Origin of the sequence: Pseudomonas fluorescens (genome assembly GCF_902497745.1) — a bacterium.
Taxonomy (GTDB): domain Bacteria; phylum Pseudomonadota; class Gammaproteobacteria; order Pseudomonadales; family Pseudomonadaceae; genus Aquipseudomonas; species Aquipseudomonas fluorescens_BM.
This window is the reverse complement of sequence record NZ_CABVHJ010000023.1, coordinates 1-26,003: the sequence shown is the minus strand read 5'-3', so window position 1 is coordinate 26,003 and position 26,003 is coordinate 1. Positions and strand designations below refer to the sequence as shown.

Below are 26,003 nucleotides of genomic sequence, written 5' to 3'. Positions count from 1 at the left end.
ACTGCCCTTCTTCTGTCAATCAGATTTCATACTCTTCGATTTTCGATACAACGTTCAGACCCAGCTTAGTCCTGATGGCCATGCGCGTCTTATCAGCAACTTCGGTATTCTTGGCAAAGATCGTTTCACCGGTGTACAACTTCACATTGCGAATATCCACATCGACAAACATCACTTTAGTGGAAGTATTGCGACGCAGAAAACGCACAGCGCCGACGGCCATGATGGCTTCGCCATTCACTTCGGTACAGACGCCAGCGGTGATGCCACCAACGCCGTGGTTCAGCAGATTGCGTTCATACAGAGTCAATGCGGTGTCACGTTTTTTCAGAGCGGCGATGGCGTCGCCCGCTGTCTTCAGCATCAGCGCAGTTGCAGGACCAGGCACCGCAAGACCGGCTACCACCGAGCCGAGAATTTCCAGGACCAGTTTATCCATACGTACGCTGGTGCCCGCAACCTCCAGATCGTTGTAGTACTTGGTGACAGGCGTCCAGCCTGAGTTGGTCATGACCTCGCGAAACAGCAGATACCACTCCAAGCCCTGGCTTTCGAGCGGGAATTTCTTGTTGGCTACAAGTGTCGCGAAAAGAAAGGCATTTTGTGCGTCGGTCCGATTGTCATCCGTCAGGTGAGCAGAAAATGCCAAAAGACCCTCGCCAACAACTGCCGCCTTGGTCGGCGCTTCCACGGCGTCACCCGAGTTAAGGCTCAAGGCAACACCGCGACCTTGAATAGTTGGAACTTCGTCAATTTCATATTGCTGCAGAGCACTAATGCAATTGGCGACATAGAGTTGTTGCATTACCGGGTTATTCACTTTGAATTCCTTATCATCATTTAAGCAAGCCTTCATTAACTTGCGAAAACAACAATAATCAAAAACACCAAAACCCTACAAACAAAAACATGTAACACCAATTACCAAACCAATCAAAGACGCAACTAAAAAACAACTAAACCAGTAACAAGCAACGCTCTAAAAGTCGATACCCCAACCCCGTAAAGCGCTGATAGACTCCATCCCCATTCTCCTTCCCTGCGAGACATGACCATGCTCCACGTGTTGTTCAGCGTTTACCTGAAGATGCTGGTGCTCTACAGCCCGTTCTTCGTGTTGTCCTGCTTTATCAGCCTGACCCGTGGCTACTCGCGCAAGGAGCAACGGCGGCTGGCCTGGAAAGTCGCGGTGGCGACGCTGGTCTCCAGCGTCTTGCTGTATTTGTTCGGGCGGGTGATTTTCGATGTGTTCGGCATTACCGTGGATGCGTTCCGCATCGGTGCCGGCAGCGTACTGTTCATTTCGGCGCTGGGCATGGCGCAGGGCAAACCGGCGGTGCAGGCCGACAACGTGCAGCAGGACGTGACCATCGTGCCGCTGACCATTCCGCTGACCGTCGGCCCAGGCACCATCGGCGCCCTGCTGGTGATGGGTGTCAGCCAGCCGCACTGGGACGATAAGCTCACTGCGATCATGAGTATTGCGCTAGCCAGTTTCACGGTGGGCGTGGTGCTGTATCTGTCGAACCGCATCGAACGGATTCTGGGGGATCAGGGGTTGCAGATCGTCAGTCGTTTGATGGGTCTGTTTGTCTGCGCACTGGCGGCGCAGATCATTTTTACCGGGGTCAAAGGTTATTTGGTGCCTTGAGCCCCCGACCTCGGAGTACCCGCCAAAACAAAACGCCGCGAACGACAATGTTCGCGGCGTTTTACTGTTCAGGTGAATTTATCGCTCAGGGCAAATGTTCAGCCACCATCGCCAGGCTGGCAATGCCTTCACCGTCCTGCACAGCCGCAAAAGCCTGCAACCACTGCTCGAGTGCGAACAGGTACTGACGGCCAGCCATTTTGACAGCCAGTTCGCATTCACCCTGCTCCTCGACGCCGCGCACGATCAGACTGTGGCCATTGTCCGGGTCGGCCAGCACCAGGTGGCCCGCGACCTGCGACATCAGCAAATGCCCGCCCTCTGCCACGTCCAGCACCAGCAAGCCAGGTTCCGGCACCTGCCCCTCGGATGGACGTCGCACATCTACAACAATGCAATCCAGACGCTGCCAGGTTTCGGCCGATATCCGATAACCTTCTGTGCGCGAACCGAAGGTCAGAATCAACCGTTCAACGCCGTCGGCAAGCAATGGCTGCACGTCGGTCAGATCATCAGTCAATTCCAGCGCCATGACTTCCTCGTCACGATGCGCATAGCTACCCGGCAACCAAACGCCATCGACCGTTCCGGCACTGAAGAGCAATTCGTCAATGGGGTCGAACAGCAGCGGATTGGCCGCATCACGCGTACCGAGGAACGTCGCCCATTGTCCATCGTCCCGTGCGGACACCTCGAACAGCCGATCGAGCGTCGGAACGTAGTACTGGTAACGATTGCCGGTGTTTTCAATGGGTAGAAACGCGGCATGGGATTGCCCTTCCAGCCGCCGTTTCAAACGTTCCTGCAGTTGCCCTGGCGTCTGACCAGGAGCCTGTGACCATCGGTTTTCCATGCTGATAATCCGTGCCGGTTGCTGATCCCGCAGTAGCAGCGTCACACCTTCTCGGGTACGCCCGAGCAGGCCGTCTGCGTGCGGCAGCACTTCGCTGAATGCCCACGACGACCATACCTGTTCGGCTTGGGGCAAGGCTTCGCGATGCAGCAACACGCTGCCGTTACCAAACGCCGTCCGCATCGTATCGACGCTAACCAGCGTCTGGCGCCAAAGCTGCCCGGCGCTCGCATCAAGCAACCAAACGGCCTGCCGATCAGGTGTCAGCCCCAATAAAGCAAGCTCGCGGTTAGCCGTTGCGTCCATCAGCACGAGCTTTTCGTCAATGCACCACGCAGCCAGAAACGTCTGACCCGGTTGGGCACGCAGGCCGATGATCGCAAACGCGGCGCTGCTGTATTCCTTGGCAAGCGCCGGCAATGCCGCCAGCCAATCCGGATGTTGTTGCAGCCAATGCCGGCCGAGGCCGACAAACTTCAGCACATTTCTATCAAGCGCGGACAGCCAGTTGTCGTCCTTGGCACCGAGGTCGATTTCGAACAGTCGTCCGTCGTTTTGAGTGGCCAGGAAGCTTTCACCCATACGGGTCACCTCGATTACATTTTTCGCCAGCGCCTTGTGCCATAAGACGTTGTCGCGCAGTTCGAAGCCATGGCTGAGCATTTGGTTTTGCTGGCTGTAAAACAGCAGCGCAGCGGCGGGATCAGCGGATCGAGGCATCAACATCACTATATCTGCGTCACTGTCGGCGCCAGCCCGGAAGTACCTGTCGTGATGCGCGGCAATCCATGCCCGCTCAAGCAATTGATCGAAGGACCAGGCACGGGCGTGAATGTACGGTGCGTAGGTCCAGGTGCTGATGGACGAAGCCATGCCGGGTGTCTCGTCCGCATAGGGACGAGGCTTTTTCTGGCGATGGCGGAAAAACGCGATTCGCGTTCCCTCTTCGGGCTTGAGGAAAGAACTTTCCAGACCGGGCGACCACATGTGGATGTCCGTCAGGACCACTTCGCGGTCGGTCAGATGAAACTCCAGCGTCGTGCGCACTTTCACGGTTTTTTGTTCTACCAACTGCTGCGAGACTCGCAGCGTGCCGTCGGCCAGTTGACCGAATGTAGTGATTTTCGTACCGGACTCCAGGCTCAGTAACCGATAACGATGGACGACCGAGCCAGTGATCACATCGACGCGCCAGACCGTGGCATGGTCGGGATGATAAAACCACGCATGAGTCGTGCTGGCAGCGCCGAGCATCAGGCCCTCATTGACTCCGCCCGGCAGATCGCGCGCATACAACAAGCGTTTTTGAGCGACATCGTAAAAGGCTGTCGTGCGAACATCGAGGCTGGCCGGATTGAGCGGAACCTTGAACCGTTGAAGCGTGACGTATCCCGTGCCTAGGCGCATCTCATCGTCTCGCCTGCGCAGGTGGGCAAGAACATCACTCGGATTGTTTTTATCATCGCCCAGGGTGATGGAAACCAGGTGCAGCGCATTGCGTTGCCAGTCCAGTTGAAACAACTCTCCCCCGGCCAACTCGATCAGCCCATCGAACGCCGACAGCACGATACCGTCGACCGTCAGTTGACGCCCCGCCAGGTACGTTTGTGGGGCGCCGTCATCCATCGTGGCTACGTCATCGAAGCTGACCTGCTCGATGCTGGCCCAAGGGGCATGCACCAGCCATTGGGTCGTGCCACTGAATTTCACCGTTTTCAATCCCGGCGTCAGACGTAGCTGGCAGCGGTCTGACGCGGCGCTGATTTCGTAGGACAGCTTTTGCTGGCACCCCATCGGCAAGGTCGGCACCGCCAGTTGGCGCACCTGCTCGTCCAGCACCACGCTGATCGTTGTCGGTTTATAGACCGGATGCAGTTTGTAGAGGATGTGCTTGAGCGACGGCGTACTGTGCAGATAAAAGCGCCGTTTGCCCTGCTCGTCGTATTCCAGCTTGTCCGCCACACTGTTGCGCAATTGCGGATAGCGAGTGTGGATGCGCTGATCCAGATGGTTCTTCAGCGTATCGACCAACGCCGTGAATGTATTGAACAACGAGTACCAGTCTGGCCCAGGTATTTCACTGGCGTCGCGAGGCTCGCCCTGCTCTCCCGGCAGTGGCTCGTAGACGTAGCCCGCGCCTCCCAGTTGATATTCGTACCCGTAATAGCAGAGCGGCGTACACGGCAGCACCACGGTATGAGGCGCAGCAGCCCTGTGAATGTTCAGCGCTGCACTCTCGGGGAGACCGAACGCGTGCCGAATATTGAGGGAACGGTGTATCTGCCTGGGATCGTCGTTGTATTGCGGCAATTCCAGTGCACCGCCGCCCCACGGATAAAATCGCTGACTGTCATAGCGTACCTGCCGGTCCTGCAGATCCAGGTGGGTGATGACGGCTTCCGGCGGGAACTGCAACACCCCCTCTTCAACAGTGAAGGCGCCCGGTTGGTAGGCATTGTGGATGGCACGCAGGTGATTGCCAACCGCCGTTGCCTTATCGGCAATCTGCCCCAGATTGCTGGCGATGGCAGTGGCGCCGATGCCGATGCCGAGCAACGGCACCGACAGAAAAGCGGCGGCAGCCCCTACTGTTCCGCCTAATGCCAATGCGGCAATGTCCAATCCCAACGCCACTGTGTTGAACGCCAGGGACGTAGAGAAGCGCGAGCGCTGCTCGTGATTGTCCGCCAGTGAAAGGTTGTAAATATCGAAGCCGATATTGACCAGCGAAAACGCAAAACCAACCCCGGTTGCCGCGCGACCGAGCACGCGGCCAGGCAACGTCGACTGGCGCAAGAGCAGCGCCTGTTCACTGGCCAGCGCTTGCCGCACCAGGTTGATCATCTGTGCGGTATCGCTGACCACGCCAAAACCCAACTGCGCATAGCTGACGTACACCTGCACTTGCAGCGCGATCGACAAGCTTGGCAGCTGATCACCGGCCTGGTATTCGCGATGACGCATTTCGCTGATCAGCGCCTGGATCGCAAAGGCAAAACTCAAGCGACTGCCGCCATCCGCCTCCGCCGGACCACCAGGGTTGCCTGCCTTCACACTCTGTTGCAGATGCTGTTTGAGCTGAGTGAAGCGCGGGTCGGCTGTGTTGACGGTGCGCGCTGGATGGCGATTCTGCGCATCGACCAGCGTCACCGAAAAGCCACCGTCCGCCTGCGGTTTGAGCGTTTCCAGCAAAGGCAGATATTCCCGCCCGAGCGAATGTTCACTGCGCAACTGCTGCGTGGCCTGAGCAAACTCCTGTGCCCAATAGCGCGCATCCATTTGCGCCAGACTGGCGCCCATCCGCGAGTTTTCGCTGAGCGAACGCTGGCGCGCCACGGCTTGTTTTGCCCAGACAGGGACACGGCCTGAATCACTCGAAGGTATGCGCAAAAAACTGTCCAGGCGCAAACCGCTCGATAGCTTGCGGGCGGCGATGGCCGCAGTGTTCAACTCGATCACGTTGAACCGCGCTGCGGCCATATCGCCCAGCCCGTAAAGCCTGGCCAGTGCGCTGTCCCCTGCGCTCAGATAACGCTCGACGCCGAGCTTCACCTGCGCGCCTTCGGCGAACGCGTAGATGGCAAAGTTCGGATCATAGAAGCGGTAGACGAATTGGTCTCCAGCCTGCACTTTGGCCACCAGCAAGGCGTGATCACCGGTGTCGAGCAAGAAGACCGTGGACGCGGTTTTCGCCTCCAGTGTCTGTATCACCATGTCCAGACTCTGCAAGCCGCGGGATTCACCGATGGCACTGCCGGGCAAGGCTCGTAGCTCGTTCAACGCACTGAGCAATGCCTGTGAACTCGGTTCCTGGTGGTTGACGTTGGCTGTGGCGACATGTCCCACCAGCGTCCGTTCGGCTGATTCGCCGGCAGCCACCGCTGCGCCCATCAGCAACGCCAGCGGATAACACCGACGTCCAGGGTCACTGGCAGTGTGCATCAGCAAATCCTGCGACAGTTGCCGGGCCGAGGTCGCGCCGGCCTCGACGAACATCTCGCGCACCTGCGCACTGCGCTGAAGAATCCGCGAACGGTACTCACCGTGCGCCGTGCGATTGATCTGGCCGATACGTTCGCCCCATTGCCGCAAAGTCAGCGGCTCAAACAGTGCCTGCACCTTGAGCTCGCGCGCCGTCAGGAGGCCATCCGCCGCGCCACGCGCCAGCCCGCTCTCGAAACCGGGCGATATTCGCTGGCGGACGGCTTTTTCGACCGCGTCATAACGGGCGAACGTGCCGTCGCCATCGGTTTCGACAGCGAGGTCGCGCACGGTCTGCCAGACCTCGGTGAAGCTGACGTCGTCCAGACTTGTCGCACCGAAAATGCCCCCGAGCATGACGCGCACCAACGGGCTCAGCTGCTCAAGTGGCAAAGAGTCATGGGCAATGCGGCTGAACAGTTCGTTGAGGTTGCTCGATGATTCGGCGCCTTGGGAAACGGGCAGTGCGCGCACAGGTTGCGCCAGGATCAACTGCCGATTTTCGAAACCGATGGAAAAGGCTTTGGTGAAGCTGATGTCACCGCTCAGCTTGTCCCTCATGGCTCGCACAAAGGGTTCGCCCAGATCATCCATCAATTGTTGCAGGACCGACGTCAGCAGCACCGGTTTACCGCCCACCACGGGCCAGCCTTGTTTGAACGTAAGTGTCTGTTGCGGTTGAAGCAGATCCGCCAGTTGGCCGCTATACCGCGATTTGAGTTTGCCGGCCTTCCACTTTTCCTGCTCTTTGGCCAGCCATTGCGCCTCGTCGTCATTAACGGTCCAACCGGAGATCGCCTCCTCTTCGGTCTGGGCGTTGTAACCCTCCGCCAGGCGCAGGCGCTCCTGAACCGTGACCTCGTTGTCCGGCAGCAGGTGAGTCTCGACATGGTTTTTCAATCCGGTGACTGCCGCTCCGGGGCCGGTAAGCGCAATGGTGCCGCGCGCTCCGACGCGAATGCCATCGCGGTAGTAACTTAAAATCGACTCGCTCAACTTACCCAGAAAATCCTGCTGTGTGCTTGTCAGTTGCCCCTGCGCGATTTTTTCGTTCATCACGTTTTCAATTACATCAAGCAATCGTTCCGTCTGTGACCAGTCTACCGACGATGCTATTGCCGACTGTTCAACGGCTTGCAGGCAGTCATAGTTGAAACGGATCAATTGCATGACCGCGAGCGTCATCTCGCTTTGCGGGTGTGCCAGCAGATAAGCGTTCATCTCCCGGCTGAATTGCGTGCCCATTCGCAGACCGTTTTGCGGGCTGTGGACTTCACGCGGCGCGACAAATATCTGCTCGACGCCGGGTTTGCTGCGGGCAAAGGCGAGCAGTGCATCCAGATGGGTGCCAGGCAACGTATCCGTGTGGTCGGTGTAGCGCAGGCGGTCGCGCCCCGGCATCAAGGTTTCGTCATGATTGAGCAAAAGCTGCAACACGCCCAGTCGTTGCTCGTCACTGAAACCGCTTATGTCGACTCCGCCCGGTTTGTCGGCCAGCGGCGGCAAGTAATCCATGTCAGTGTAACGACCGCCCTCCAGATACTCGGCCTGCAAGCGCACAACATCGCTGGCTGCTGCAAAGTTACCGCGCATGGACACTTCGCGTTGATAGACATCCTGTAAAAAGTGCCCGGCAAACTCCCGTCCGACATCGCGCAACTGCAAATCGGTGCCGGCCATTTGCTGATGGCTTTGCAAACAGCGTTGACGAAAGGCTTCCAGCGTTGCGCGGTCCTTGCCGTAGGCACGCACCATCAAATCGATCCGGGCCTGATCAGCGTGGCCTTGCCATTGCGGTAGTTGCAGGTACTCAAACATTTCGCGCTTCAATACACGCGCACGATCTTCAATCATCCTTGCCAGCTCACCGGGGCTGGTCAGCGTGTCGCCGCCCGACTCCATCGCATCTACTCTGGCACTCTCGGATATAACCCGATTCATTTCGAAAGCGAGCAATGCATCGCTGTCGTACCAAAGATTGAACTGGTAATTTTCGGCAGCCAGCACCTGGCGCCAGATATTCATGTAATCGCGCTGGATATTGCCGACTTCACTGCCGCCCACCCAGACAAAGTGCATGATTGCGGGTACCGGGCTGGGTACATCACTGAGCATGTTGACAGTGCCGGCCAAACGGCTGGCATAGTCTCGTAGTTTATCTTCAACTGTATTGATCAACGCCGTCACGGGCGCTGAGTTGCGATGTGACAGGCGCTCAAGGTTTTGCAGGAAGAGTGTTACAACTTGCAGTTTTTCAGTGAGACGCGTGGCCTGCCCGGCATTTTCGTAAAGCGCTACCAACATTGCATATTCGGCAGAGCCGGAAAGTGCCTTGAATGTTCGCTTCAGCGCAGAATACTCATCAGGCGAAATAAAATTGAACGCGCCGACATATTGCTCCATGACACCCATCAGACTTCATCCTTTATTCATTGAGAGAATCCTGGACGAAGTTATTCTGCCGGCGCGACAACTTCAAAAAGCACAAAACTCAAATAATTTCTCAAGAAACATCAAACGACAGATAAGTTCAGCGCACGCATGATCCGGTAACAAACAGCTGCATGACGAGTCGTTCGATAAACAAACGAAGCGGTGCTCCTGACGGATACACCGCTCTGGTTTAAACCTTATCGGCTGATAGGGAATTTCGACTTGATATCTCACCGAGGCAACTTATTTACAACTTGCCTCGGCGTCCTGCTCAGGAAAGCGGTTTTTCGCCATACCAGCGCGGCGTGTAGACCCAATCACCCCCGCTGGCGCGGGGAAAGGTGCAGGTAGTGGAAGAACCAATCAACACCATGGTGCGCATGTCCACCTGCTCCGGCGTCAACGCGCCCAACGTCGTGGTGCGCAAGGTCTGACCCGGACGGCCGATGTCGCGGCCCAATACCACGGGCGTTTCAGGTGCACGATGCTGCGCGACGATTTCCAATGCCCGGCCCAGTTGCCACGGACGCGCGCGTGAGATCGGGTTATAGAACGCCAACGCCAGATCTGCTTCGGCGGCCAGGTCCAGACGCTTCTCGATGATCGACCAAGGCTTGAGGTTGTCCGACAGCGACATCACGCAGAAGTCATGGCCCAGCGGTGCACCGGCCTGCGCGGCGGTACCCAGCGAGGCCGACACGCCCGGGAGGATTTCCAGGTCGACGCTGTGCCACGCCGGATCAGCCGATTCGTGCAACGCTTCAAGCACCGCAGCGGCCATGGCGAACACGCCGGGATCGCCCGACGACACGACGATCACCGAGCGCCCCTCGGCGGCCAGCCTGAAGGCGTGACGGGCGCGCTGCATCTCTTCGCGGTTGTCGGTGCAGTGCTGCACCTGATCGTCGCGAAACGGCCCGGCCATGCGCACGTAAGTTTCGTAGCCCAGTACATCGGTGGCGCGGGCCAGCTCGGCTTTCACCGCCGGCACCATCAGTTCGGCAGCGCCGGGGCCGAGGCCGATCACCGCGAGACGACCGCGTGGCCGGCCAATCTTTGAAACATCCAGAGGCTGCTCGGCAACTGCGATTGCCATGCCGTGGCCGGCCACGACTGTCGCCTCGGGCACTGCGACTCGCGCCAGGGTTTCGATGTCGCTTTGCGCCGCGACAAAGCGCAGCGGCACACCCAGTTCAAGCGCCGCTTCACGCAAAAGTGGCGCAGCCATTTGCGTCTCGCTGACTAGCAGGCAGGCCAGCGACTGCACGGCAATTTTCGCCTGCTGCAAGGCACTGCGAACGGCATCCGTCAGGTCTGCTGTTTCCGCACTCACCGCCACCGCCACACTGCGTGGATAGATCAGTAACTCACTGGCACTCGCTTCACGCGCGACACTGCCGACATGAATCGAGCGCTGCGCCTGCGGATCTTCCGGCAATTGCGCCTGATCCAGCCACGGCGCGGCGCCTTCGATGCGCACGCTGTGGCCGGCCAACAGATCGGAGACAAATCGCTTGCCCAGTTCCAGATCGCCCAGCGCGTAGCCCGTCGGGGGATTGAGCAGGCACGTGCCAAAACGCAACTCGCCGCTGGTGGTGATCGCCGCCGCAACTTGCAGCCCGGCTGCGATTTCCCGCGCCATGACATTCACCCCGCCGAGGCCGCCCAACAGCGGCACCACGGCGCTGCCGTCTTCGGCCACGGCGAGCACTGCCGGTTCGGCGCCCTTTTCCAGCAGCAGCGGCGCCAGCGTGCGGATGACGATGCCAGCGGCGCACAGGGCAATGATCGGTGTGTCCTGTTGATACAGCGCGCGCAGGGTCGCGCCGAATTCCTGATAAGTGCAATCGGCACCTTCGACGCGCCCGGCAAGGCCATGGATCTGCGCCGCCGGATACACCTGCTGGATGCGCCGCGCGGTGGCCATGCTGCCCTGACCGAGAATGACAATGGCGGGGGAAGATTGAGTCATCAGCCTTGCCACCGTTCGCCCGGCACGATGATCAGCGAGAAGTACGGCGACGACATCGGTTCGACCTGATCCATCGGCACGATCTTCTGATTGGCCATGGTTGCGCGCTCGACGTACAGCGCGCGTTCGGCCAGACCGAGTTCTTCCAGCACCTGCCGCACTTTCGGGAAGTTGCGCCCCAGCTTCATGATCACCGCCGCGTCGGCATCGGCCAGTCGGCGTTTCAGCTCTTCATGGGGCAACACGCCGGAGAGCACCGACAGGCTCTGATTGCGATACACCAACGGCGCGCCTAGCACCGACGCGCCACCGAGCATCGAGCACACGCCTGGCACTACTTGCGCTTCATAGCGCGTGGCGAGGCGATCGTGCAGGTACATGTAGGAGCCGTAGAAGAACGGATCGCCCTCACAGATCACCGCCACATCACGACCGGCATCCAGATGTGCCGCGACCGTTACGGCGGCTTCATCGTAGAAATCACTGATGACTTGCTCATAGGAAAGCGGCGCCGGCAGAGCTTCGGTGGTCACCGGGTAGACCAGCGGCAGCAGGTTCTGCGCCTCTTGAAGGTGCGCCTCGATGATGCCGAAGGCATTGCCCTTTTTGCCCTTGGCGACGAAGTACGCTACCACTGGCGATTCACGCAGCAAACGCAGGGCCTTGACGGTAATCAGTTCCGGATCACCCGGGCCGACGCCCAGGCCAATCAAACGTCCTTTGACCTGCATCATTCGATCTCCGTGGCGAGGGCGTTAACGGCGGCGGCGGCCATGGCGCTGCCACCGAGGCGACCCTGCATGATCACGAACGGTACGCCACGGCTGTCGGCGGCCAGCGCGGCTTTCGATTCGGCAGCGCCGACGAAGCCGACCGGGAAACCCAGAATCAGCGCCGGTTTCGGTGCGCCGGCGTCGAGCATTTCCAGCAGGTAGAACAGCGCTGTCGGCGCGTTGCCGATCACCACGACGCTGCCTGCCAGATGCGGACGCCACAGCTCCAGCGCGGCGGCGGAACGGGTGTTGCCCAGTTCACGGGCAAGCGCAGGCACGCTGTCGTCGCGCAGGGTGCAGATCACTTCGTTATTGGCCGGCAGGCGCGCACGGGTCACGCCTTCGGAGACCATCCGCGCATCGCAGAGGATCGGCGCACCGGCGGCCAGCGCATCGCGCCCGGCCTTGCCCGCACCCTCGGAGAACTGCAGACCGTCGACGGCTTCGACCATGCCGCAGGCGTGGATCACCCGCACCGCGAGTTTCTCCAGATCGGCCGGGATGCGCGCCAGATTGGCCTCGCTGCGAATGATCGCGAAGGAGTTGCGATAGATCTCCTGACCGTCGCGGATGTAATCAAGCATCAATGGGGCTCCGAGAGCGGGCGGCGAGCAGGGTCGCGGCCGCTTCAATAGTAAGGTTGCGGGCGTGCAGCGCGCCGAAACCCGGCAGCGTTGCATCGCGAAAATAGAGGTCGTAATGACCGGGACTGACGGCCAGCAATGTCACCGGGGCACAGTGGGCGGCGGCGCAAGAGCGCGAGCAGCCGCTCAGGTGCACATTGAGGGCCGAGGGCAGCAACGCCGCCAGATGGCGGGCGTCCTGCTTGGTGTCGGCCAGGCCTTTGCCGCAGCCCTTGGAACCGGTGCAGGCGATCAGGCGTGCGAGGGGGTCGCCAGCGCGGGTCAACAGGTTCAGTCGCTGAAAGCCTTCCAGCACTTGGACCGTATCGCCTGCGTTGACGTCGGGCAGCAGCAGGCTTTGCCAAGGGGTGAAACGCAGGCTGCCATTGCCGAACTGGCGGGCCAGTTGCGCCGCCCCGCGCAGCATCGCCGGATCGAGACGGCCCAGCGCTGGCACTGCACCGACGTACACCCGCCCCGAAGTATTTTGCGGATGAGCGCCGATGTGCAGATCGTCCGCCACGGCCGCGCGTTGCCAATGGCTGATCGGCTTGATCGGCAAGCGCGTGCTCAGTTGCTCGATAAACGCCGAGAGCGGCAACTCGTCGAGCAAATGGCGCATGCGCGTCTGCTCGGGCCGCGCCGACTCAAGAAACAATTCCAGCACCGCAACCACCAGCGCATGGCCGTGTTCCAGCGCCACCGCGCCGACCCCGCGATCCGTCGGGCATCCGGCAAGACCGAACGCCAGGATGGTTTCACCGTCACGCTCGAACGCCGACAACCACAGGTCATGGGGATGTTCGAGCATCGCCAACGCTTCGCCACCATCCAGTAGCACAGCGAACTTGGCGCTCAACTCGTGGAAACGTGGATGGCTTTGCAGCGTATCGAGGATCTGTTCGGCGAGGGGCCGGGTGTCGAAGTGCATCTGCCGATCAATCCCGGCAGTGGGGCTGAGCATCAGGTTGCGCACATCGTCACCGGCCGCCGTGCGCGGGCCGAGACCGGCGGCGAGCAGACGTTCGATCAGCGCTGCAGATTGCTGACCGATCCCACGGATTTGCAGATTGGCGCGGTTGGTCGCCTCGATCGCCCCGCCGAACTGTTCCGCTGCATCGGCCACCGCGTCGGCTTGATCGGCGCTGATCGACCCGCCATTGAGCTTGATCCGGCAGATACCGCCATCCAGTGCCTGGACGATACGCAGCAACCCCGGGCAGGCCGAGGGGCGTAAAGCGGTGGACATCGGGCGTTCGTTCAAGGGGCGGACCGGCTGCGTGGGAAAGGCGCTTCGCGGGCGAAGGCGCGGTATTATGCCTGCTTTGTCCGCTGGCATGAAAAGTCTGCCCGTCGGAACGGCCTGTTTAGAGGAATATAGATGTCACCCTGGCTGACGGTAGTGGGAATCGGTGAAGACGGCTTCAAGGGCCTGGGCAAAAACGCCCGGCGTGCCCTGCTGGGCGCCTCGCGGATCGTCGGTGGCCAGCGTCAACTGGATTTGCTGCCGGTGTGTATTCGCGGTGAACGGCAATTGTGGCCTAGCCCGTTTTCCCTCGCGCCCGTGCTCGAACAGCGGGGCGAAGCGGTCTGCGTATTGGCCAGTGGTGATCCGATGTTTTACGGCGTCGGTGCCAGCCTCGCCCGCCAGGTGCCGAGCGAAGAGATGCTGATTCTGCCAGCGCCGTCGTCCTGTTCACTGGCTGCCGCTCGTCTCGGCTGGCCGTTGCAGGAGGTGGTGACGCTGTCGCTGGTGGCCCGACCGCTGGCGGCGCTCAATGCCCAATTATTCAGTGGCGTGCGGTTGTTGTTGCTGAGCAACGACGGCCAGAGCCCGGCGGCTGTTGCGCAATTGCTCCGCGAACGCGGTTTCGGTTCAAGTCGCATGAGCGTTCTCGAACATCTGGGCGGCGACGCCGAGCGGAGCATCGACAGCACCGCCGACGCTTGGGACGACGCGCCGATAGCCGACCTCAACGTCATCGCCATCGAATGCCTGGCCGATGCCGACGTCCCGCGCCTGTCACGCCTCGCTGGATTGCCAGACTCGGCATTCCAGCACGACGGCCAATTGACCAAACGCGACGTACGCGCCATCACCCTCGCCCGTCTCGCCCCGACACCCGGCGAACTGCTCTGGGATGTCGGCGCCGGCAGCGGCTCGATCGGCATCGAGTGGATGCGCGCGCACCCGAGCTGCCGTACCTTGGCCATCGAAGCCGACGAAGGTCGCCAGCAATTGATCGAGCACAACCGCGATGCGTTGGGTGTGCCCGGCCTGCAATTGATTCGCGGCAAGGCACCGCAGGCATTGGCCGGACTGGAGCGCCCGGATGCGATTTTCATCGGTGGCGGCGTCACCCGTGAGGGCGTCTTTGAAACCTGCTGGGAACAGCTCAAACCCGGTGGCCGTCTGGTCGCCAACGCGGTGACCCTGCAAAGCGAAGCGGCCCTGATGAACTGGCGCGAACGTTACGGCGGCGAGCTGACGCGCATCCATGTCGCCCAAGCGCAGCCGCTCGGCGAGTTCGACACTTGGCGGCAGGCGCTGCCGATCACCCTGCTCGATCTGGTCAAACCCCTCGATGCGTGACGAAACCGCCGAACAACCCGCGCCCCTGCGCAGCGGCCTGACCACCGGCAGTTGCGCCACCGCCACCAGCCTCGCCGCTGCGCGCCTGCTGCTCGGCGGGCTGTCGGCCGATGCGGTGCAGATCGTTTTGCCCAAAGGCAAACAGGTGCAGATGCGCCTGGAGTTCTGCCGGTTGACCGACGACGGCGCCGAGGCCGGAACGATCAAGGATGCCGGTGACGATCCGGACGTGACCCACGGCGCCTTGCTCTATTCGCGGGTGCGACTGCTGAGTGAGCCGGGGATTCGTTTCAATGCCGGTGCCGGCGTTGGCACTGTAACGCGGCCGGGCCTGGTGCTCGGCGTTGGCGAGCCGGCAATCAACCCGGTGCCGCGCAAGATGATCAGCGATCACCTGAGCCTGCTCGCAGCCGAGACGGGTTACGGCGGCGGCTTCGACGTCACCGTCAACGTCGAGGGCGGCGAGGCGCTGGCACTGAAAACCATGAATCCGCGACTGGGCATTCTTGGCGGGCTGTCGATCCTCGGCACCAGCGGCATCGTCCGGCCGTTCTCCTGCGCGGCTTACATCGCCTCGATTCATCAAGGCATCGACGTGGCGAAAACCAACGGTTATCTGCACATCGCCGCGTGCACCGGCAATGCCAGCGAAGACACCATGCGCCGGGTCTACGACCTGCCGGAAATCGCCTTGATCGAAATGGGTGATTTTGTCGGTGCAGTGCTCAAGCATCTGCGCAAAGTGCCTGTGGATAAACTCAGCCTGTGCGGCGGCTTCGGCAAGATCAGCAAACTGGCCGCCGGACACATGGATCTGCACTCGCGGCATTCGAGTATTGACTTACCGCAACTGGCTGAGTGGGCAGCGGCGATCGGTGCCGATGAGGCGTTGCAGCAAGGCATTCGTGAGGCCAATACCAGTCAGCAAGCCTTGGCAATGGCCAGTGCGGCGGGGATCGCCCTCGGTGATGAAGTCTGCCGGCATGCGCTGAATTTTGCCCGCAGCGTGGTGCCGGCGCAGGTGCAGGTCGAGGTGTTTGCGATTGATCGTCAGGGCGGGATTGTCGGGCATGCCGGAGGTTTTGCATGAAGCGGATTCTGCTGTTGGGCGGCGTCACGGAAGCGCTGGCGATTGCCCGCACGCTCGGGCCGCAACATATTTACAGCCTCGCCGGCGTTGGCCGGGTGCCGACGGATCTGACCTGTCAGGTGCGCGTCGGTGGTTACGGTGGCGCCGAAGGACTGGCGCAATTCATTCGCGACGAAGGCATCGATCTGTTGCTCGACGCCACGCATCCCTATGCCGCACAGATCAGCCAGAACGCCGCCACCGCCGCGCACCTGACCGGCATCCCCTGCTGGGCTTTGCGCCGTCCGGCGTGGCAGCCGCAGCCCGGTGATGACTGGCGCGAAATCAGCGACTGGGCCGAGTTGATCGCTGCCCTCAAGCCGTTTCGCCGACCGCTGTTCACCCTCGGCCGCGAACCGCTGCAACACCTCGATGAAATCCCTCGGGGCCAGTTCTGGACCTTGCGCGCCCTCGACGTCTACCCCGGCAACGAACGCTGCGAAGTGATCGGTGCGCGGGGGCCGTTTCTGCTGGAGGATGAGCGCGCACTGTTCGAACGGCGGCAGATCGATGTGTTGATCAGCAAGAACAGTGGCAGCGCCGCGACCGAGCCGAAGCTAGAAGTGGCGCGCGAGCGTGGGGTGCCGGTGCTGGTGTTGAAGCGGCCGGGGTTACCGGGGGTTGATCGGGAGTTTGCCTCGGTCGACGCAATCCTCATGGCCCTTGCGCCCCTTAACCTTATCTAAAAACAAGCGCAGTTCTCACGGACGCCTTCGCGGGCAAGTCGAATCGTCGCACCGCCGCTTCCACAAGGTTCGCGACGTACACAGACTACGTGTTCGCCACCGACCACTGTGGGAGCGAGCCTGCTCGCGAAGACGTCGGCGAAGTCTGCACATCATTGCCTGACCCACCGCTTTCGCGAGCAGGCTCGCTCCCACAATGTCACGGGTTCGGCCGGATATCTGACCTGAATCCTACAAACGCAACGGACACTGCCCACAACAACTTAACGAATCACTGACTATCGGCAGTCAGCGTCCACCTCTACGCTCAACGTCTTTGATTCCAAGGGCGTACACATTCAATGTCAGAAGAATTCGCCCGTTTTGACGCCGCCGAGTACCTCAAAACTCCCGAGGACATGGCGGCATATCTAGATGCCTGTTTTGACGATGATGAAGGCGACGGCGTCCTTATCCGTGCAGCGCTCAATGACATCGCCCGGGCTCAAGGCATGACACAAGTGGCGCGGGATGCAGGTTTGGGCCGCGAAAGTCTTTATAAGGCGCTGAGTAGCACTGGCAATCCCGAATTCGCAACTATCATGAAAGTCATGAAGGCTCTGGGTTTGAGATTGCATGCCGTAACGCTGTGACCGCGCTGCGACACCAAACCGCACGACGCTTTTTTACTTATCGGCCCTGATCAGGCTAAATAGCCGCGCCTGATCGCCCACCCAATGGATCTGTCCCATGAACCGACGCCGGCTAGCAATTGCCTGGATCGCCTGCTTTGCAGTGCTGTTCAACATGCTCGCCATGCCGATGACGGGAGCAATGGCACAGGCGGCCAATTCACCGGCCGAACAGTTGCTCTGGAGCAGTTTCTGCACCGGCAGCGGGACGAAGATGGTGGCGATCAACATCGGCGCCACCGATCAAAAGGCCCCGAGCAACGACACTCATTCGAACATGCAGCATTGCTGGTGCTGCTCGGGCTCGGCGCCGTTGGTGGCGCTGCCGGGGCATTCGCCGCAGCTGTATTTCGCCCGTTACGAAAGCAATCGCAGCGTGGTGCCCGCCTCTCTGCAAACACCGACGCCGCGCCAGCAATGGCCAAGTCTCAATCCCCGCGCTTCCCCTCTGGTTTGATTTGTTCGCGCAATTGACCTGCGTTTCAAATCGTTCTGGAGAACTGCCATGTTGAACAAACTCATCATCGTCGCTGCGCTGCTGTTGCCGGCGTGCTTTGCCCATGCTCACGAATACAAAGTTGGGGAACTTGAGATCGCCCATCCGTGGTCGCAAGAGTTGCCGCCGAATGCGCCGACGGTCGCCGCCTATTTCATCATTCACAACGCCGGCAAGTCGGACGATCGCCTGCTCAGCGTCGACTCGCCGATTGCCCCCGAAGCGCAACTGCACGATCACGTAATGCAGGGCGATCTGATGAAGATGCAGCAAGTGCCGAACGTGGCCATTCCCGCCGGCGGCAACGTGACCTTCGCCCCAATGGCCTACCACGTGATGCTGCTCAACCCGACCGATCGCAGCCTGCTCAGCGACGGCAAACGCTTCCCGCTGACGCTGCATTTCGAGAAGGCCGGTGAAGTCACCGTCGAAGTCTCGGTGCAGAAGAAACCGCCGGAAACCACGCAGGCCCACGCGCACGCTCAGTAAGCCCTCCGGCAGACTCCGCGCATGCGCCCGCTGAGCGCCAGGTCCTCCCGGCAACGCCGTCAGACTCAACACCTGACTCGCGGCAGCTGGATCGCCCTGTTCGCCATGTTGATGATCTTCATCGGCCCACTGATTTCTCAGTCGATGCCGATGGATCAACACGCCTCGACATCAATGCCGATGAGCATGGACATGTCGATGGCCATGCCGGGCATGGACCACAGCGGCCATGATGCACAACCGGCGGCAGAACACTGCCCGCCGCAATCCTCGCACCACGTGCTGTGGGAAAAGTGCGGCTATTGCAGCCTGCTGTTCAATTGCCCGGCACTGACCGGCGGAGGCGATTTCGTCGCCTTCAATATTGCGCCGCTGAACACCTTCACTCCGCCCTCGCCACGCCTGGGTCACGCCCGGCAAACCTTCTTCCCCGGCGCCCGCACCCGCGCCCCGCCCGTCGCAGCGTAAACACCGCACCTCTGATTGCACACGGTTGAGAAGACAGCTTAAGGCTGCCGGCCGTGTCGTTTACGACTGTTTGATGGAAATTGTCATGTCCAGGTTTGCTGCTGTTCCACGCTCGGGCTGTGCCCCGGCTTCCTTCGCTTTGACCGAATCGCGGATTCGTTTCAGGCACGCTACCGCCGTCCTTTGCGGCGTTCTGCTGTCCCCGCTGGTGCTGGCCGATGATCACGCTGGCCACAACGAAGAACTCAGTCCAACGGTGATCACCGCAATTGCGCCGAGCTCGCCACTGACCATCGTCACCAATCCAAAAGATCCGCGCCAACCGGTACCGGCCAGCGATGGCGGCGATTATCTCAAGACCATTCCCGGCTTCGCTCTGGTGCGCAATGGCGGCACCAATGGTGATCCAGTGCTGCGCGGCATGTTCGGCTCGCGGCTGAACATCCTCACCAATGGCAGCATGATGCTCGGCGCCTGCCCCGGCCGAATGGACGCGCCGACCTCGTACATCTCACCGGAAACCTACGACAAACTCACCGTGATCAAAGGCCCGCAAACCGTGCTTTGGGGGCCGGGCGCGTCGGCGGGTACGGTGCTGTTTGATCGTGAGCCGGAGAGCTTTGGCGAACTCGGCACCCGCGTGAACGCGAGCATTCTGGCCGGCTCCCACGGCCGCTTCGACAAGGTCGTCGACGCCGCTGCCGGCGGGCCGTTGGGCTACGTGCGCGTGATCGGCAACACCGCGCATTCCGACGATTACCGCGACGGCAACAACGACATCGTCGCCTCGCGCTACGACAAGTGGAACGGCGATATCGCGGTCGGCTGGACCCCGGACGCCGACACCCTGATCGAACTCACCGCCGGCAAGGGCGACGGTGAAGCACGCTACGCCGGGCGCGGCATGGACGGTTCGCAGTTCCTGCGGGAAAGCCTCGGCCTGCGTTTCGAAAAATCCAACATCACCGACGTGCTGGAGAAACTCGAAGCGCAGGTCTACTACAACTACGCCGACCACGTGATGGACAACTACACCCTGCGCACGCCGTCCGGCACCGGGATGATGGCCGGGCCCATGGCCTCCAACGTCGACCGCCGCACCCTCGGCGCACGGATCAAGGCCACCTGGCGCTGGGCTGATATTCAACTGATCACCGGCCTCGATGCGCAGACCAACGAACACCGTCAGCGCAGCGGCATGGGCATCGATACCTACAAGGATCAGCCGTACAGCAAGGACGCCGATTTCCATAACTACGGCGTGTTCAGCGAAATGACCTGGTACGCCGCCGACCGTGATCGGCTGATCAGCGGCGCCCGCGTCGACCGCGCTTCGGCCAAGGATTATCGACAGACCACTGGCTCGGGAATGATGACTCGCCCGAACCCGACCGCCGACGATACCCGCGCCGCCACCCTGCCCAGCGGTTTCATTCGCTACGAGCATGACCTGGCCGACAGCCCGACCACGCTCTATGCAGGCCTCGGTCATGCGCAGCGCTTCCCGGATTACTGGGAGCTGTTTTCGCCCAAGTCCGGCCCGGTCGGATCGGTCAATGCGTTCGACTCGATCAAACCGGAAAAGACCACCCAGTTCGACTTCGGCGTGAACTACAAGAGCGCCGACCTCGAAGCCTGGGCCTCGGGTTACGTCGGCGTGGTCCGCGACTACATCCTCTTCGACTACACCCCGGGAATGATGGGCATGAGCACCTCGCGCGCCGAGAACATCGACGCGCGAATCATGGGCGGTGAACTCGGTGCCGCGTACAGACTCACCGACCACTGGAAAGCCGATGCGACCCTGGCCTACGCCTGGGGCAAGAACAGCAGCGACGGCACGGCCCTGCCGCAAATGCCGCCGCTGGATGCCCGCTTCGGTCTGACCTATACCGAAGACAACTGGAGCGCCGGCGCACTGTGGAGGGTGGTTGCCGCACAAAACCGTATCGACCAGAACAAGGGCAACGTGGTCGGCAAGGATTACGACAAGAGTTCGGGCTTCGGCGTGTTCTCACTCAACGGTGCCTATCGGATCAACAAACACTGGAAGGTCAGCAGCGGCGTCGACAACCTGTTCGGCAAGGCTTACGCCGAACACCTGAACCTGGCGGGTAACGCCGGATTCGGCTACCCGGCCAACGACCCGCAAGCGATCAATGAGCCGGGGCGCACGCTCTGGACCAAGGTCGACATGAGTTTCTAACACCTACCCACCCATGTGGGAGCGAGCCTGCTCGCGAAGGGGACGGCACATTCAACATTGATGTCGTCTGGCACGACGCCTTCGCGAGCAGGCTCGCTCCCACAAGGTTGCAGAACAACTAGAAGATCCAAGCCCAGCGGAGCACACGTGATGAAACAGCCCAAACCGAATTTCTACAACCTGGCCTGGCGTTGGCATTTTTACGCCGGTCTCTTCGTCGCCCCCTTCATGGTGATGCTGGCCCTGACCGGCATCATTTATCTGTTCAAACCGCAGCTCGATTCGCTGATGTACAGCAGCCTGCTCAACGTCCCGGCCGGCCATCACACAGTGCCGGCGGATGACCTGCTGCAACGGGTGAAAAGTGCTTATCCACAGGGCCAGGTCACCCAGTATCTGCCGCCGGTCAACGCCGAACGCAGCGCACAGTTTGTGCTGACCAACGCCGACCACGAACTCAACGTGTTCGTCGATCCGTACCACGGCGACATCCTCGGCGAGCAGGATGCCAAACAAAATCTGCAAGCCATCGCCCGCGCCATTCACGGCGAATTGATGATCGGCACCGTCGGTGATCGTCTCATCGAAATGGCCGCTGGCTGGGGCGTGGTTCTGGTGGTGTCTGGCCTGTTCCTGTGGTGGCCGCGCGGTCAGGCAGCGGGGATTCTGTGGCCACGGCTGAACAGTCGCGGTCGCGTGTTGTGGCGTGATCTGCACGCGGTCACCGGGTTCTGGGGCGCCACCCTGTTGCTGGTAATGTTGCTCAGCGGCATGACCTGGACCGGTTTCTGGGGCAAGCAATATGCCCAGGTGTGGAACGTGTTCCCGGCGGCGATGTGGGACAACGTGCCAACCTCCGACGTCGAGGCGCGCAGCCTTAACACCGCCACGCGCCAGACCGTGCCATGGGCGATGGAAAACACGCCAATGCCAATGTCCGGCGACCACGCCGAACACATGAACCACGGCGCCACCAACGCTGGCCCCGCAGCACCCGCCATCAGCCTGCAAGACGTGCAAAACATCGCCACCCAGCGCAAGGTCGAGCCGGGTTACAGCATCACCCTGCCGACCACCGCCACCGGCGTGTTCACCATCGCCGTGTTCGCCGATGACCCGCGTAACGACGCGACCCTGCATGTCGATCAATACACCGGCAAGGTGCTCGCCGATGTTCGCTTCGAACAATACGGCACCGTCGCCCGCGCCACTGAGATCGGCGTGATGCTCCACGAGGGCAAGATGTTCGGCACCTTCAACCAGATCGTGGTGCTGCTGATCTGCCTGATGATTCTGCTCAGCGCCGTCAGCGGCGTGGTGATCTGGTGGAAGCGCCGGCCACAGGGCAAATTCGGCGTACCGCCGCTGCGCCATGACTTGCCGAAATGGAAAACCGGCGTGGTGATCATGTTGGCGCTGGCGGTGGTGTTTCCACTGGTGGGGGCTTCACTTGTGGTGGTGTGGTTGCTGGATCGACTGCTGCTGTCACGGATGAATCGGCAAACCGAGTCTGCGTCGACTTCATCCTGAAACCGCACTCGACCTTCTTCAACGCCAATCCCGTGCGGGCTCCCCTGCACGGGATTTTTTTTGCGCCCCAATCTGGCGCGGCAGCCTGCACCAATGCGCCATGAGCGTTCCTTCATGGTGCATGCGCCACACAGCCAACCGCTCTAACACGACATTTTCTTGCCAAAACCCGACCGGGCACAGCCCTTGCAAAACACCCTTCAGTCGTCCGCATCTGCCAACCAAAAAAACTTCAAACGTTCATGGAGATCGCACAATGAAGCGTCGCAGTTTGATCAAGGCTTTCACACTCACGGCATCCATTGCCGCGATGGGCATGACCTGGACCGTCCAGGCCGCCGAGACCATCAAGGTCGGGATTCTGCATTCGTTGTCCGGCACCATGGCGATCTCCGAAACGTCGCTCAAAGACATGGCGCTGATGACCATCGACGAGATCAACGCCAAGGGCGGCGTCAACGGCAAGATGCTTGAGCCGGTCGTGGTTGACCCGGCGTCGAACTGGCCGCTGTTCGCTGAGAAGGGCCGGCAGTTGCTGACTCAGGACAAGGTGTCCGTGGTGTTTGGTTGCTGGACCTCGGTGTCGCGTAAATCGGTGTTGCCGGTGTTCGAAGAACTCAACGGTCTGCTGTTCTATCCGGTGCAATACGAAGGCGAAGAAATGTCGCCGAACGTGTTCTACACCGGCGCCGCGCCGAACCAGCAAGCGATCCCGGCAGTGGAATATCTGATGAGCGAAGAAGGCGGCAGTGCCAAGCGCTACTTCCTGCTCGGCACCGACTACGTCTATCCGCGCACCACCAACAAGATCCTGCGTTCGTTCCTGCACTCCAAAGGCGTCGCCGACAAGGACATCGAAGAGGTCTACACGCCGTTCGGGCACAGCGACTATCAAACCATCGTCGCCAACATCAAAAAGTTCTCGGCCGGTGGCAATACTGCCGTCATCTCGACCGTTAACGGTGACTCCAACGTGCCGTTCTATAAAGAGCTGGCCAACCAGGGTCTGAAAGCCACCGACGTGCCGGTTGTGGCGTTCTCGGTCGGCGAAGAAGAGCTGCGCGGCATCGACACCAAACCGCTGGTGGGCAACCTCGCGGCGTGGAACTACTTCGAATCGGTGGAGAACCCGCAGAACCAGAAATTCGTCGCTGACTGGAAAGCCTACGCAAAGAAACACAACCTGCCGGGCGCGGATAAAGCCGTGACCAACGACCCGATGGAAGCCACTTATGTCGGCATCCACATGTGGGCGCAGGCCGTTGAGAAAGCCAAATCCACCGACGTCGACAAAGTCCGCGAGGCACTCGCCGGCCAGACTTTCGCGGCGCCGTCGGGCTACACCTTGACCATGGACAAGACCAATCACCACCTGCACAAACCGGTGATGATCGGCGAGATTCAGAGCGATGGTCAGTTCAACGTCGTGTGGCAGACCGAAGGGCCGATCCGTGCGCAGCCGTGGAGCCCGTTCATTCAGGGCAACGACAAGAAGCCGGATTATGCGGTGAAGAGCAACTGAGTCTGACTTGGGTTTTGCGGTGGGGCGGAGATCTTTTCCCCCTCACCCCAGCCCTCTCCCCCAAGGGGTAGAGGGGGAAAGGGAGCAGATCTCTATGGCTTTCAGAACCCGAGTTCGACGCAGGAATGTCAGGTCCGTGCTGGATGACCTGACAACTCGGTCAGTCCCCTCTCCCTCTGGGAGAGGGTTAGGGTGAGGGGCGGATTCACAGCCGGACATCGCTCCTTCGGCCACCGCAAGAAAGGACACACCACTAATGCCCACTGCCATACACCGCTTTATCATAGCCATCGCACTCTTGTTGCCGATGCTGGCCCACGCCGGCGATGCCGAAGACTTCGTCGCGGCCAATCCCGTGCAGCAAGCCAAAATGCTGGAAACCTGGGCCGCGCAGCCCGACCCGGCCCGTATCGAATTGATCAACGCCCTGCAACAAGGCGAACTGACCGTCGACGGCCAAGCGAAAACCCTGCGCCTGAACAACCGCCTGCGGGGTCTGATCGACACCGCTCTGGCCAGCCACCAATTGCTCGCCGCCGACGCCAAAATCCGTCTGAGCGCCGCGCAGCAATTGCAGAAAAGCGCGAAACCCGCGCAGCTGAAATTCCTCGACCAGCAACTCGCGGGTGAAAAAGACGAAAGCGTCCATGCCGCCCTGAGTCTGGCGCTGGCCAACCTGCAACTGGTCGACACGGATCCGGCCGTGCGCCTCGCCGCAGTTCGCCTGCTCGGCGAAACCGGCGACCCACTGGCGCGCACGCGCCTCGAAGGTTTGCTCGAACCTGGCGTTGAAGCCGACGCCAATGTACGTACTGCAGCCGAAACCAGCCTCGCTCAGGTCAAACGCAAACTGCTGATCGGCGAAGTGCTCGGCCAGGCGTTCAGCGGCATGTCGCTCGGTTCGATTCTGCTGCTCGCCGCACTCGGTCTGGCGATCACGTTCGGCCTGCTCGGCGTGATCAACATGGCTCACGGCGAGATGCTGATGCTCGGTGCCTACTCGACGTACGTGGTGCAGTTGATGTTCCAGCGCTACGCCCCCCAAGCGATCGAGTTTTATCCCTTGATCGCGCTGCCGGTGGCGTTCTTCGTCACAGCGGCAATCGGCATGGCGCTGGAGCGCACGGTGATTCGCCACCTCTACGGCCGCCCGCTGGAAACCCTGCTCGCCACGTGGGGCATCAGCCTGATGCTGATTCAACTGGTGCGCCTGCTGTTCGGCGCGCAGAACGTTGAAGTCGCCAACCCGGCGTGGCTGTCCGGCGGTATTCAAGTGCTGCCGAATCTGGTGCTGCCATACAACCGCATCGTCATCATTGCGTTCGCGCTGTTCGTGGTCGTGCTGACCTGGCTGCTGCTGAACAAAACCCGCCTCGGCCTCAACGTCCGCGCCGTCACCCAAAACCGCAACATGGCTGCCTGCTGCGGTGTGCCGACCGGTCGCGTCGACATGCTCGCCTTCGGCCTCGGTTCCGGTATCGCCGGACTCGGCGGCGTGGCGCTGAGCCAGATCGGTAACGTCGGCCCGGACCTCGGCCAGAGCTACATCATCGACTCGTTCCTGGTGGTGGTGCTCGGCGGCGTCGGCCAGTTGGCCGGTAGCGTGCTCGCGGCCTTCGGCCTGGGCATCGCCAACAAGATTCTCGAACCGCAGATCGGTGCGGTGCTCGGCAAAATCCTGATCCTCGCGCTGATCATTCTGTTTATCCAGAAACGTCCGCAAGGCCTCTTCGCACTGAAAGGACGGGTGATCGACTGATGAACCAGCCTCTGCTTGTTACCGCTACACAAAAGGCCGGCCCGAAAGTCACGATCGCTGTTGGCGCGGTGATTCTCGCCCTGCTGATCGCCCTGCCGTTGCTGTCGTTGTTGCCGGCGGAAAATGCCCTGTCGGTCTCGGCGTACACGCTGACGCTGGTTGGTAAAA

18 protein-coding genes and 1 pseudogene are annotated in these 26,003 nt (G+C 60.8%); 13 read left to right on the top strand and 6 right to left on the bottom strand.

Annotated elements, in window-relative coordinates; all coding sequences use genetic code 11:
- Positions 1-19: 19 nt before the first annotated feature.
- Positions 20-820 carry a hypothetical protein gene (locus F8N44_RS26640; protein ID WP_150652403.1) on the bottom strand — a complete coding sequence of 267 codons (801 nt, stop codon included), beginning with the start codon at positions 818-820 and terminating at the stop codon, positions 20-22.
- Positions 821-1,054: 234 nt separating this feature from the next.
- On the opposite strand from F8N44_RS26640, the gene F8N44_RS26635 reads away from it, so the two are divergent.
- A complete protein-coding gene (locus tag F8N44_RS26635) occupies positions 1,055-1,651 on the top strand; it encodes a MarC family protein (protein WP_025111770.1) in 597 nt (198 codons plus the stop codon).
- Positions 1,652-1,736: 85 nt separating this feature from the next.
- On the opposite strand, the gene F8N44_RS26630 is transcribed toward F8N44_RS26635, so the two are convergent.
- From F8N44_RS26630 to cobG, 5 genes are all read right to left on the bottom strand, one after another.
- A complete protein-coding gene (locus F8N44_RS26630) occupies positions 1,737-8,789 on the bottom strand; it encodes a TcdA/TcdB pore-forming domain-containing protein (protein WP_224794819.1) in 7,053 nt (2,350 codons plus the stop codon).
- 400 nt (positions 8,790-9,189) lie between these two features.
- Complete coding sequence (gene cobJ / locus F8N44_RS26625; RefSeq protein ID WP_150652401.1) at positions 9,190-10,890, bottom strand: precorrin-3B C(17)-methyltransferase; 1,701 nt, start codon at positions 10,888-10,890, stop codon at positions 9,190-9,192.
- Positions 10,890-11,624 (bottom strand): precorrin-2 C(20)-methyltransferase, encoded by a 735-nt coding sequence (locus F8N44_RS26620; protein ID WP_412071562.1) that lies wholly within the window; start codon positions 11,622-11,624, stop codon positions 10,890-10,892. Before F8N44_RS26620 ends, cobJ begins: the two co-directional genes overlap by 1 nt.
- Positions 11,621-12,247, bottom strand: a complete 627-nt coding sequence (locus tag F8N44_RS26615) for a precorrin-8X methylmutase (RefSeq protein ID WP_150652400.1) — start codon at positions 12,245-12,247, stop codon at positions 11,621-11,623. Before F8N44_RS26615 ends, F8N44_RS26620 begins: the two co-directional genes overlap by 4 nt.
- Positions 12,240-13,535 carry a precorrin-3B synthase gene (cobG, locus tag F8N44_RS26610; protein WP_318182865.1) on the bottom strand — a complete coding sequence of 432 codons (1,296 nt, stop codon included), beginning with the start codon at positions 13,533-13,535 and terminating at the stop codon, positions 12,240-12,242. The genes F8N44_RS26615 and cobG overlap by 8 nt, the downstream gene beginning before the upstream one ends.
- A 132-nt stretch (positions 13,536-13,667) precedes the next feature.
- Between cobG and cbiE the strand changes: the two genes are divergently transcribed.
- From cbiE to F8N44_RS26550, 12 genes and pseudogenes are all read left to right on the top strand, one after another.
- The gene (gene cbiE / locus F8N44_RS26605; protein ID WP_150652398.1) at positions 13,668-14,879 is read left to right on the top strand and encodes a precorrin-6y C5,15-methyltransferase (decarboxylating) subunit CbiE; all 1,212 of its coding nucleotides are present in this window, start codon (positions 13,668-13,670) and stop codon (positions 14,877-14,879) included.
- Positions 14,872-15,969 (top strand): cobalt-precorrin-5B (C(1))-methyltransferase, encoded by a 1,098-nt coding sequence (locus F8N44_RS26600; RefSeq protein ID WP_150652397.1) that lies wholly within the window; start codon positions 14,872-14,874, stop codon positions 15,967-15,969. Before cbiE ends, F8N44_RS26600 begins: the two co-directional genes overlap by 8 nt.
- A complete protein-coding gene (locus F8N44_RS26595) occupies positions 15,966-16,694 on the top strand; it encodes a cobalt-precorrin-6A reductase (protein WP_150652396.1) in 729 nt (242 codons plus the stop codon). The genes F8N44_RS26600 and F8N44_RS26595 overlap by 4 nt, the downstream gene beginning before the upstream one ends.
- A gap of 341 nt (positions 16,695-17,035) precedes the next feature.
- Positions 17,036-17,326 (top strand): addiction module antidote protein, encoded by a 291-nt coding sequence (locus tag F8N44_RS26590; protein WP_077570750.1) that lies wholly within the window; start codon positions 17,036-17,038, stop codon positions 17,324-17,326.
- Positions 17,327-17,423: 97 nt separating this feature from the next.
- Entirely contained in the window at positions 17,424-17,822 is a 399-nt protein-coding gene (locus F8N44_RS26585; RefSeq protein ID WP_150652395.1) for a DUF2946 domain-containing protein, read from the top strand.
- 48 nt (positions 17,823-17,870) lie between these two features.
- Positions 17,871-18,350, top strand: coding sequence for a copper chaperone PCu(A)C (locus tag F8N44_RS26580; RefSeq protein ID WP_150652394.1), 480 nt, complete (start codon positions 17,871-17,873; stop codon positions 18,348-18,350).
- A gap of 21 nt (positions 18,351-18,371) precedes the next feature.
- Positions 18,372-18,818 carry a DUF2946 domain-containing protein gene (locus F8N44_RS26575; protein ID WP_150652393.1) on the top strand — a complete coding sequence of 149 codons (447 nt, stop codon included), beginning with the start codon at positions 18,372-18,374 and terminating at the stop codon, positions 18,816-18,818.
- A gap of 85 nt (positions 18,819-18,903) precedes the next feature.
- On the top strand, positions 18,904-21,024 hold the full coding sequence (locus F8N44_RS26570; RefSeq protein ID WP_150652392.1) for a TonB-dependent copper receptor: 2,121 nt from the start codon (positions 18,904-18,906) through the stop codon (positions 21,022-21,024).
- Between the two features lie 150 nt (positions 21,025-21,174).
- On the top strand, positions 21,175-22,554 hold the full coding sequence (locus tag F8N44_RS26565; protein WP_150652391.1) for a PepSY-associated TM helix domain-containing protein: 1,380 nt from the start codon (positions 21,175-21,177) through the stop codon (positions 22,552-22,554).
- Positions 22,555-22,810: 256 nt separating this feature from the next.
- Positions 22,811-24,076 carry an urea ABC transporter substrate-binding protein gene (urtA, locus tag F8N44_RS26560; protein WP_150652390.1) on the top strand — a complete coding sequence of 422 codons (1,266 nt, stop codon included), beginning with the start codon at positions 22,811-22,813 and terminating at the stop codon, positions 24,074-24,076.
- A 256-nt stretch (positions 24,077-24,332) separates the two neighbouring features.
- A complete protein-coding gene (gene urtB, locus F8N44_RS26555) occupies positions 24,333-25,835 on the top strand; it encodes an urea ABC transporter permease subunit UrtB (RefSeq protein ID WP_150651725.1) in 1,503 nt (500 codons plus the stop codon).
- A pseudogene (locus F8N44_RS26550) lies at positions 25,835-26,003 on the top strand (urea ABC transporter permease subunit UrtC); the annotation flags it as partial. The gene urtB and the pseudogene F8N44_RS26550, both read left to right, overlap by 1 nt.

Bases quoted from the DNA above. Each gene is read 5' to 3' on its own strand.
- F8N44_RS26635 (WP_025111770.1), top strand. From the start codon at position 1,055: ATGCTCCACGTGTTGTTCAGCGTTTACCTGAAGATGCTGGTGCTCTAC.
- F8N44_RS26630 (WP_224794819.1), bottom strand. From the start codon at position 8,789: ATGTTGGTAGCGCTTTACGAAAATGCCGGGCAGGCCACGCGTCTCACT.
- cobJ (WP_150652401.1), bottom strand. From the start codon at position 10,890: ATGACTCAATCTTCCCCCGCCATTGTCATTCTCGGTCAGGGCAGCATG.
- F8N44_RS26620 (WP_412071562.1), bottom strand. From the start codon at position 11,624: ATGATGCAGGTCAAAGGACGTTTGATTGGCCTGGGCGTCGGCCCGGGT.
- F8N44_RS26615 (WP_150652400.1), bottom strand. From the start codon at position 12,247: ATGCTTGATTACATCCGCGACGGTCAGGAGATCTATCGCAACTCCTTC.
- cobG (WP_318182865.1), bottom strand. From the start codon at position 13,535: ATGTCCACCGCTTTACGCCCCTCGGCCTGCCCGGGGTTGCTGCGTATC.
- cbiE (WP_150652398.1), top strand. From the start codon at position 13,668: ATGTCACCCTGGCTGACGGTAGTGGGAATCGGTGAAGACGGCTTCAAG.
- F8N44_RS26600 (WP_150652397.1), top strand. From the start codon at position 14,872: ATGCGTGACGAAACCGCCGAACAACCCGCGCCCCTGCGCAGCGGCCTG.
- F8N44_RS26595 (WP_150652396.1), top strand. From the start codon at position 15,966: ATGAAGCGGATTCTGCTGTTGGGCGGCGTCACGGAAGCGCTGGCGATT.
- F8N44_RS26590 (WP_077570750.1), top strand. From the start codon at position 17,036: ATGTCAGAAGAATTCGCCCGTTTTGACGCCGCCGAGTACCTCAAAACT.
- F8N44_RS26585 (WP_150652395.1), top strand. From the start codon at position 17,424: ATGAACCGACGCCGGCTAGCAATTGCCTGGATCGCCTGCTTTGCAGTG.
- F8N44_RS26580 (WP_150652394.1), top strand. From the start codon at position 17,871: ATGTTGAACAAACTCATCATCGTCGCTGCGCTGCTGTTGCCGGCGTGC.
- F8N44_RS26575 (WP_150652393.1), top strand. From the start codon at position 18,372: ATGCGCCCGCTGAGCGCCAGGTCCTCCCGGCAACGCCGTCAGACTCAA.
- F8N44_RS26570 (WP_150652392.1), top strand. From the start codon at position 18,904: ATGTCCAGGTTTGCTGCTGTTCCACGCTCGGGCTGTGCCCCGGCTTCC.
- F8N44_RS26565 (WP_150652391.1), top strand. From the start codon at position 21,175: ATGAAACAGCCCAAACCGAATTTCTACAACCTGGCCTGGCGTTGGCAT.
- urtA (WP_150652390.1), top strand. From the start codon at position 22,811: ATGAAGCGTCGCAGTTTGATCAAGGCTTTCACACTCACGGCATCCATT.
- urtB (WP_150651725.1), top strand. From the start codon at position 24,333: ATGCCCACTGCCATACACCGCTTTATCATAGCCATCGCACTCTTGTTG.